This is a genomic window from Methylobacterium sp. WL18, assembly GCF_008040015.1.
GTDB lineage: Bacteria > Pseudomonadota > Alphaproteobacteria > Rhizobiales > Beijerinckiaceae > Methylobacterium > Methylobacterium mesophilicum.
This window is the reverse complement of sequence record NZ_VRVD01000186.1, coordinates 1-8222: the sequence shown is the minus strand read 5'-3', so window position 1 is coordinate 8222 and position 8222 is coordinate 1. Positions and strand designations below refer to the sequence as shown.

Genomic DNA, 8222 nt, shown 5'->3' with positions numbered 1-8222 from the left:
GGCGAGGACGGCGACGAGGCCGCCGGCGACGGGGTCCGCCTCGCGCCCACGGAGGCCGGGGATGCCGTCACCCGCATCTGGGGGATGCGCAAGAAGGCCGTGGGGCTCCTTGGCAACATGAAGGGCGAGGCGCGGCCGATCCCCTTCGTCGAGGACACCGCCGTCCCGCCGGAGAACCTCGCCGACTACATCGCCGAGTTCCGTGCAGCGCTGGACCGGCGCGGTCTCGTCTACGGCATGTTCGGTCATGTCGATGCCGGCGTGCTGCATGTGCGTCCGGCGATCGACATGAAGGACCCCGCCCAGGCCCGGCTGATCCGCGAGATCACCGAGGAGGTGGTGGCGCTCACCAACAAGTACGGCGGCGTCCTATGGGGCGAGCACGGCAAGGGGGTGCGCTCGGAATTCTCCCCGGCCGTGTTCGGCCCGCTCTACCCGGCCCTGCAGCGGATCAAGGCCGCGTTCGATCCGGGCAACCAGCTCAACACCGGCAAGATCGCCGCCCCCGAGGGCGGAGCGCTCCTGAAGGTGGACAGCGTGCCGACCAAGGGCGAGGCCGACCGGACCATCCCGGCGCCCGTCCGTGCCGGCTTCGACGAGGCGCTGCACTGCAACGGCAACGGCGCCTGCTTCACCTACGACCCGGACGAAGCGATGTGCCCGTCCTGGAAGGGCACGCGGGAGCGGCGGCACTCGCCCAAGGGTCGGGCGCAGCTGATGCGCGAGTGGCTGCGTCTGCTCGCCGCGCGCGGGGTCGATCCGCTGGCGGAGAGCCAGCGCTCGTCCCGCCCCTGGCGCAGCTTCCCAGCCCGCTTGCGCGCCAGCCTGTCGCGTGAGCCGGACTTCTCGCACGCGGTGAAGGAGGCGATGGACGGTTGCCTCGCCTGCAAGTCCTGCGTCGGCCAATGCCCGATCAAGGTCGATGTGCCGACCTTCCGGGCGAAGTTCCTCGAACTCTATCACGGCCGCTACCTGCGCCGGCCCCGTGACCATGTCGTCGGGGCGATCGAGCGGATGCTGCCGCTCGCCGCGCGGATGCCGGGGCTGGCCAACGCCGTCACCGGGTCGGCTCCGGGCGAGCGGCTCACCCGCGCCATCGGCCTCACGGCCACGCCCCAGCTCTCGGGCCTCGACCTCGTGCGGGAGGCCCGCCGGCGCGGTGTCGCCGTCGCCACCCCCGAGGCACTGCGCGAACTCCCGGCATCTGAGCGCGCCCGCAGCGTCGTCCTCGTGCAGGACGCCTTCACGACGCATTACGAGACGCCGCTGGTGCTCGCCCTCCTCGACCTGTTGACGGATCTAGGCTTCAAGCCCTGGCTGGCGCCGTTCCTCCCGAACGGCAAGCCGCTGCACGTCCACGGATTCCTGCGCGCCTTCGCCCGGCACGCTGGGCACAACGCCCGGATGCTGCATGCGCTTGCCGCAACCGGCATCGACCTTGTCGGGCTCGATCCGTCGATGACGCTCACCTACCGTGCGGAATACGTCGTTGCCCTCGGGGCCGAGGGGGCTCCGCCGGTTCGGCTCGTCCAGGAATGGCTTGCCATGCGGCTCGTGGCCCGGCCCACCCCCGGCCCGGCCCGGGAGTTCCTGTTGCTGCCCCACTGCACCGAGCGGACGAACGCAGCGGCGGCCCTACGCGACTGGCAGGTGGTGTTCGCCCGCCTCGGCCACCGCCTGACGATCCTGCCTGCGGGCTGTTGCGGCATGGCCGGCACCTACGGCCACGAGGCCGAGCACCGGGCGATGTCCGAGCGGATCTACGGCCTGAGCTGGGCGGCCCATATCGGCCGCGAGGAGCGCACCGGGCGCCTCCTGGCCGACGGCTATTCCTGCCGGTCACAGGCCAGGCTGATCGACGGTGTCGGTCTGCCCCACCCGGTTCAGGCTCTGCTCGGTTGCCTACACCCACCGGATCGATCGGCCCGGATTGCCGCCTGATCGGACGGCCTTACCGCACCTGCTCCGTCATTTGGGAAACAGACCATGTCGGCACACCAACAATTCCGTCTCGGCTTTGTCGGCTACGGCGAGATCGGCAGTACCCTCGGGCGCGGCCTGCGCGCGGCGGGCCTCACCAGCATCGCGGCCTACGACCGGTACGCCTTCGACGGCCCGTTCGCCGACCTGATCCAGGGCCGGGCCCGGGACGCGGGCGTGACCCTCGTCCGCTCGAACCGGGAGCTGGCCGACGCGGCGGACGTGATCGTCAGCGTGACGCCTGGATCGGTGTCCCTGGAAAGCGCCGCCGCCTTCGTTGGCTGTCTCACGGAACGGCACACCTTCATCGACTTCGCCTCGGCGACCCCGAAGATCAAGCAGGGCGTCGCCGCCCGTCTGGCCGAGAGCGGCGCCCTCCTCGGCGACGGCTCGATCGAGGGGACGCCGAAGAACGGCTACGCGATGCCGATCCTGGTCAGCGGCCCGGCCGGCGAGCGCGTGCGCGACCTCCTTGTGCCGTTCGGGATGCATATCACCAGCGTTGGCGAGACCCTTGGCACCGCCTCGGGGATCAAGATCCTGCGCTCGGTGCTGATCAAGGGCATCGAGGCCCTGACCGACGAGATGCTGCTCGCCGCCCGGCACTACGGTGTGGACGAGATCGTGTTGGCCTCCGCTTGCAAGACGCTGGCGCGCCCGTGGATGGACACGGTCGAGGCCCTGATCCCCTCCGGGGTGATCCACGCCAAGCGCAGGGCCGAGGAACTGGCGATGTCGGCCGAGGCAGTGGCCGACGCCGGCATCGACCCGATCATGGCCCGTGCCGTCGCCGCCCGCCTGCGCTGGAAGGCGGATCTCGGGCTGAAAGAGACGCTCCAGGGCGTCGAGCCGGCCAACCACCGGGAGGCGATGGATGCGGTCGCCGCCGCCCTCGCCAGGGCCTGACCGCGAGATCACGTCCGATCAGACGGTTCGAAGACCGAGGATCTGTTTGAGACAGAACGAAGGTATCGGGAAAGACACATGCCGAATCATCACGCTTCAGATGTCAGCCGGCGCAAGCTGCTTGCGGCCGGCGCGGGCCTGACCCTCACGGCGGCCCTGTCGGGGCGTGCCGTCGCTGCCGAGGCCTACCCCTACTCGGCCGGGACCGAGGGCCCCCGCACGCCGGCCTTTCCCGGCGCCACCGATTGCCACATGCACTTCTTCGACAAGCGCGTGGCGACGGTCCCCGACGCGCCGGTCCTTCACCCCGATGCGTTCCCTGACGACTACCGCAAGATCCAGAGCCGGATCGGCACGCAGCGGAACGTGGTCGTCACCCCCTCCGCTTACGGGACGAACAATCAGGTGACGCTGGCCGGCATGGCCGAACTTGGCGCGACGGCCCGCGGCGTCGCCGTCGTGGACACCTCCGTGAGCGACACCGAGCTTCAGCGCCTGCACGGGCTTGGGATCCGGGGCATCCGGTTCAACCTCGTGCAGGCGGGGGCGACCACGCTGGAGATGGCAGAGCCCCTGGCGGCACGCATCAAGCCCCTCGGCTGGCACATCCAGTTCCACATGCCGGCGGCGGCGATGGTCCAGGCCGAGCCGGTGCTGGAGCGGCTGCCGGTGCGGATCGTTTTCGATCATATGGGGCGCATCCCGCCTGTAACCGGCCTCGGCGATCCGAGCTTCGCCACCCTGTTACGCCTGCTCAAGCGCGGGACCACCTGGGTCAAGCTGTCGGGACCGTACCTCAACACGCGGCAAGGCGGACCCAGCTACGCCGACGCCTCGACCGTGGCGCGAGAGCTCGTCAAAATCGCGCCCGAGCGCATGCTCTGGGGTAGCGACTGGCCGCATGCCACCGAGGCGACCAAGCCCGACGATGCGCAGCTGTTCGATCTCCTTACGGTGTGGGCGCCGGATGACGGCGTGCGCAAGCGTATCCTCGTCGAGAATCCGGCCGAGGTTTACGACTTCCCGTCAGCGCCGTAGTTGGGTGAGCTACCGATGCCAAGTGGAACCACGGTTCAACGCTTTGCCGAAAGAGGCATTCTGCGTCCACTCACGGCGCACGAGCTGAAGGTGTTGGCTGTACTCGATAATGAGTTCATGAGTGCGTCGGTGATCAAGATCCGATCCGGCTACTCCAGCTCGGCCCCCATCGATTGCATCTGCGCTGCCTGTAGCGAGCTTGAGCGACGAGGGCTGGCAGAGCATTCCGGGTCCGGTCGACGTTCCAAAAACCGCTGGCGTCGAGCGTTGGGCTTTGGCCCGCCCGAGCCCATCATCAGCAAATTGTTGGTCAACGGCCAGGCCTGTCCGCATAGCCCGGCCCATCCACTATTCCGTTCAAACAGAGATTAGTGGCTCCCGAATAAATACCTTGTCAGAAAGAGCACGGCGGCTTTGCGGGTGCCTACCCTCCGAAGCAGACGTACCGCTTTCGGCCAGACTACGCCATGTCTGATAGCCGATGGGCGCAAAAGCGGTCGTTCCGCTTTGCGCCCATCTCGGTCACGCGGACCGCTTTTTGCACTTCCCGAAAGCGGCCATTCGTAGGCCGTCTGGCAACTGCGGCTCGGGGTGGCAATCGGACGTTGGCCTGCTGGCTGAAAGCTGACGTTCCACCTTCGGCCTGGGTTGGCGACACGATCCGCTCTCTCCCAAGATCGGAGGAGGCCGGTGTCTGCAAAGCCATGCCAACGCTCGCAGTTCGCGCGCAGGCAGCCGTGTCCGTGTCACGCTAGGGTGTGGCTGCCGAGGTCCCAGGCGCGGCGCGCGAACCGGTCGATCATCCTGGCTCGACCAAGTTGGTGAAGCTAGCGACGATCCCGGGCATCCGCCTGCCCGTGCGGGAGGCGGCCATCAGCTGGACCCGGTAGCGGGCGCCGTCCGCCCCCTCAACCGTCCGCTCGGAGGGTCGGCTCTCCGCCAGCACCGCCGGGATTTCGTCCAGCAGCCACCCCATGGGGATCGGCGCCGAGAAGTTGCGCAGGGACCGGCCGACGTCGCTCGGCTGCAGGCCGAAGATCTGCGCCGCGGCGCGGGTGAACAAGCGGATGTGGAGGTCCGGCGTTAGCAGCACGCTGGCGACGTTCATGCCCTCGAACAGCGTGGCTTGGTCGTCGCTCAGCTGGTCGATCGCCTCGATCTTCGACGTGAGCTCCGAATTCATCGTCTGCAGCTCCTCGTTCAGGGACTGCGTCTCCTCCTTCGAAGCCTCGAGCTCCTCGTGGGCGGCTTGCATCTCCTCGTTGACCGAGGACAGCTCCTCGTTCGAGGATTTGAGCTCCTCCAGCGAGGTCTCGTATTCCTCGATCACGGCCTGGAGCCGTTCGCGCGTCACGTTCAATTCTCGCTCCAGGCCCTGGAGCGCCGTGTCCCGCTCGTTCGCCTCCAGGGCCTGCTGCCGCTCCTTCTCGACCGGCGCAGCGGCCTCCTTGAACACGACCAGGAAAAGCGGCTCGCTCGCGCCGGGCGTGGTCAGCGGCTTGACCACCAGGGAGATCGACTGAAGACGGCCGTCCGACAGCGCGACGCCGATGCCGTCGCGCAAGACCATGGTATTGCCCTCGATCGCCTCGCGCAGCGCCGTCCGGAGGTCCAGCCGCAGGCCCTTGCGCGCCATCGCGGCCAGCTCCCGGGTCGGCTGGCCGGGCACGACCTCCAGGTGATCGCCGATCCGCGACGAGTAGTGCACGGCCTCGCCCGTCCGCGTCACGACCGCGTGTGGCGGCGTGAACTCGGACAGCATCTGGCTCTCCACCGCGTGCCGCAGAGCCGCGTGCGTCGTCACGTTGCGCCGGTGCGGCTGGCCGGCGCTCTGGAAGATCGACGTGTCCGACCCGGACATCGGCCGCAATCGCACCGGCGGGATCGCATCGCGGGCCTGGAAGATCCGGTGCTGCTTGTCGATCGTCTCGAACAGGTCCTCGAACCGCGTCACGTTCTCGGCCATCCCGATGAACAGGTAGCCGCGCGGGCGCAGGGCGTAGTGCAGCACCGGTATCAGCTGCTGCTGGGCCTCGACGCCGAGGTAGATCATCAGGTTGCGGCAGGAGACGAGGTCGAGGCGGGAGAACGGCGGGTCGCGCAGCACGCTGTGGGGCGCGAAGGTGCACAGGTCGCGCACGGCCTTCGCGACCACCGCGCTATCACCCTCTACGACGAAGTGCTGCGCGATCCGCTCGGCCGAGACTGCGGACAGGTAGGCCGTCGGGTAGCGGCCGGTCCGGGCGACCGTGAGCGCGCGCTCGTCGATGTCGGTGGCGAAGATCTGCACGCGCGGCGGATCCGCCAGGGTGAGCATGTGCTCGCGCACCAGGATGGCCAGGGAATAGACTTCCTCGCCGGTCGAGCAGGCCGGCACCCAGATCCGCACGCCATCGGTCGCCGCACGCGCGTCGAATAGTTTCGGGATGATCTGGGTGGCCAGCGCCTCGAAGGCGGCGGTGTCGCGGAAGAAGTTCGTCACGCCGATCAGCAGGTCCCGGAACAGCACCCCGACCTCGGCCGGGTCGGCCCGCAGCAGCTTGAGGTAGGCGTCCGGCCCGGCCGCGCCGACCACGCTGATGCGCCGCTGCAGCCGGCGCACGAAGGTGCTGGGCTTGTACCCCGAGAAGTCGTGGCCGACCTGGCGGCGGAGGATGGCGAAGATCTCGGTGAGCTGCTCAGCGTCAGGCTCCCGCGGGACCACGTCGACCTGCGCATCCGGCGCGGCAGCGAGGTACGAAGCGACGTGCGCCGCGATCCGGCCGCCCATCAGTTCGGCCATCTCGCCAAAATCGACGAAGCCGGTCCGCAGCGAGCTGAGCGGCATGTCGGCGGTCTCGGGGCCGTCGCCATCCGCGGTCTGGGCCAGGGTCAGGCCGCCGTGCTCCTTGATCGCCTTGACGCCGATGGCGCCGTCGCCGTCGCCGCCGGACAGGATCACCCCGACCGCGCGCTCGCCCTGGTCGAGGGCGAGCGCGGTCAGGAAGATGTCGATCGGCTTGGTCTCGCGGCCCGCCGGCCCGAGCGGCGTCAACGTCAGCCGGGCGCCCGCGATGCCCATGACGAAACCGGGCGGCATGACGTAGACGCGGCCCGGCCGGACCTGCACGCCGTCAGTAGCGGCCTCGACCTCGAGCGGCGTGAACCGGGCTAGCACGTCCGGGAGCAGGCTCTTGTGCTCCCGGCTGAGATGCGTGACCACGACGAAGGCCGCCTCGAGCGTCTCCGGCAGCCCGCGGAAGAAACCCCGCATCGCCTCGATGCCACCCGCGGACGCGCCGATGCCGACGATCGGAAAGAAGACTTGGTCCATCACCGCGTTCTGAGCCTTTGGATCGATGCCGCGCCGTTCGTCGGGTTCCAGCATCATGCGTTCGCGCCCGATGTCGAGGACGGCCGCGCGAATCAGCTGTCGTGCGTGACTTCCTGCACGACGTAGGCGAGGCAACGGGCCCGCGCCTCGGGGCTCTTCAGCCGCACAAATAGACGCAGCAGCGCCACCACTTCGGCGGGATGATCCAGACCCGCCACGGCGGTCTCAGCATCAGGTATTCCGGAGTGGCAGGTAGTCAGGAAGGTCGCGACAGGGACGCCCAGCGTTCGGGCAATGCGGACCAGCGCAGCCAGGTCGTCGTCCTGCGGATCGTCACCGTTCATTCGGGCCTCTCCGCCGATCCCTGCGCCACGCCCATCTCTGCGCTGCGGCCCTCAATGTACGGCGATCCCGGCCGCCCGCGGTCCCATCACGCCGGCGATGCGACGCCCGACATGATTGAGCACATGGGCCAGCAGGAGGCGGGTCTGGAGGTCGGGTTCGTCCTCCGCGGCCTCGTAGGCGTCGATGAGAGACGTCACCAGCTGTTGTGAGGGGCCGGGGTCGCTGCCGGAGACCGGTGGCCCGGCGGCCTGCTCGCGGGAGCGCCGGACGAGGTCGCGCGAGGCCTGGAGCGTCCGCCGCGTCTCCTCGGCTGCCGCTCGCAACTCACGGGCGACTTCAAGGAACTGATCTGCGCGGGGGCGGTCCACCATGGGCACTCCGAACTGCACTGAATGCCCGCACTTAGATAACTTCTCAGCGGACGCTGGCATCGTGCGCTCAATTTCTAGGTGTAGCAATCCGGATGTCGAATCCGATGACGATTGAGAGGATCAAACGTCAGCATCCGCTGCTTAGAGCTGTTCCCACTTATGTAGCGACGGCCAAGTCGTCCTCGTATCCGGCGGCGGTGATGCAGTTGCGGCATTCGTCTGGGGTGAAGCGGGTGAAGGCCTCGCGGATAGCAGCCCAGAGGTCGGGC

General features: G+C 68.6%; 6 protein-coding genes and 1 pseudogene. 3 read left to right on the top strand and 4 right to left on the bottom strand.

Annotated features, from left to right (window positions below; genetic code table 11):
• The 3 genes from FV228_RS14725 to FV228_RS14715 form a co-directional block, all read left to right on the top strand.
• Positions 1-1941, top strand: a 1941-nt coding sequence (locus FV228_RS14725) for an FAD-linked oxidase C-terminal domain-containing protein (protein WP_281406498.1), incomplete at its 5' end; no start/stop codon positions are given.
• Between the two features lie 45 nt (positions 1942-1986).
• Positions 1987-2886, top strand: coding sequence for a DUF1932 domain-containing protein (locus FV228_RS14720; RefSeq protein WP_147855305.1), 900 nt, complete (start codon positions 1987-1989; stop codon positions 2884-2886).
• 78 nt (positions 2887-2964) lie between these two features.
• A complete protein-coding gene (locus tag FV228_RS14715; RefSeq protein ID WP_147855304.1) occupies positions 2965-3924 on the top strand; it encodes an amidohydrolase family protein in 960 nt (319 codons plus the stop codon).
• 799 nt (positions 3925-4723) lie between these two features.
• Here the strand turns inward: FV228_RS14715 and FV228_RS14710 are convergent.
• The 4 genes and pseudogenes from FV228_RS14710 to FV228_RS14695 form a co-directional block, all read right to left on the bottom strand.
• Positions 4724-7294 (bottom strand): CheR family methyltransferase, encoded by a 2571-nt coding sequence (locus FV228_RS14710; RefSeq protein WP_187277758.1) that lies wholly within the window; start codon positions 7292-7294, stop codon positions 4724-4726.
• 35 nt (positions 7295-7329) lie between these two features.
• Positions 7330-7581 (bottom strand): hypothetical protein, encoded by a 252-nt coding sequence (locus FV228_RS14705; RefSeq protein ID WP_147855303.1) that lies wholly within the window; start codon positions 7579-7581, stop codon positions 7330-7332.
• Between the two features lie 51 nt (positions 7582-7632).
• Positions 7633-7953 carry a hypothetical protein gene (locus FV228_RS14700; protein WP_147855302.1) on the bottom strand — a complete coding sequence of 107 codons (321 nt, stop codon included), beginning with the start codon at positions 7951-7953 and terminating at the stop codon, positions 7633-7635.
• 157 nt (positions 7954-8110) lie between these two features.
• Positions 8111-8222 (bottom strand): annotated as a pseudogene (locus FV228_RS14695) (IS630 family transposase); the annotation flags it as partial.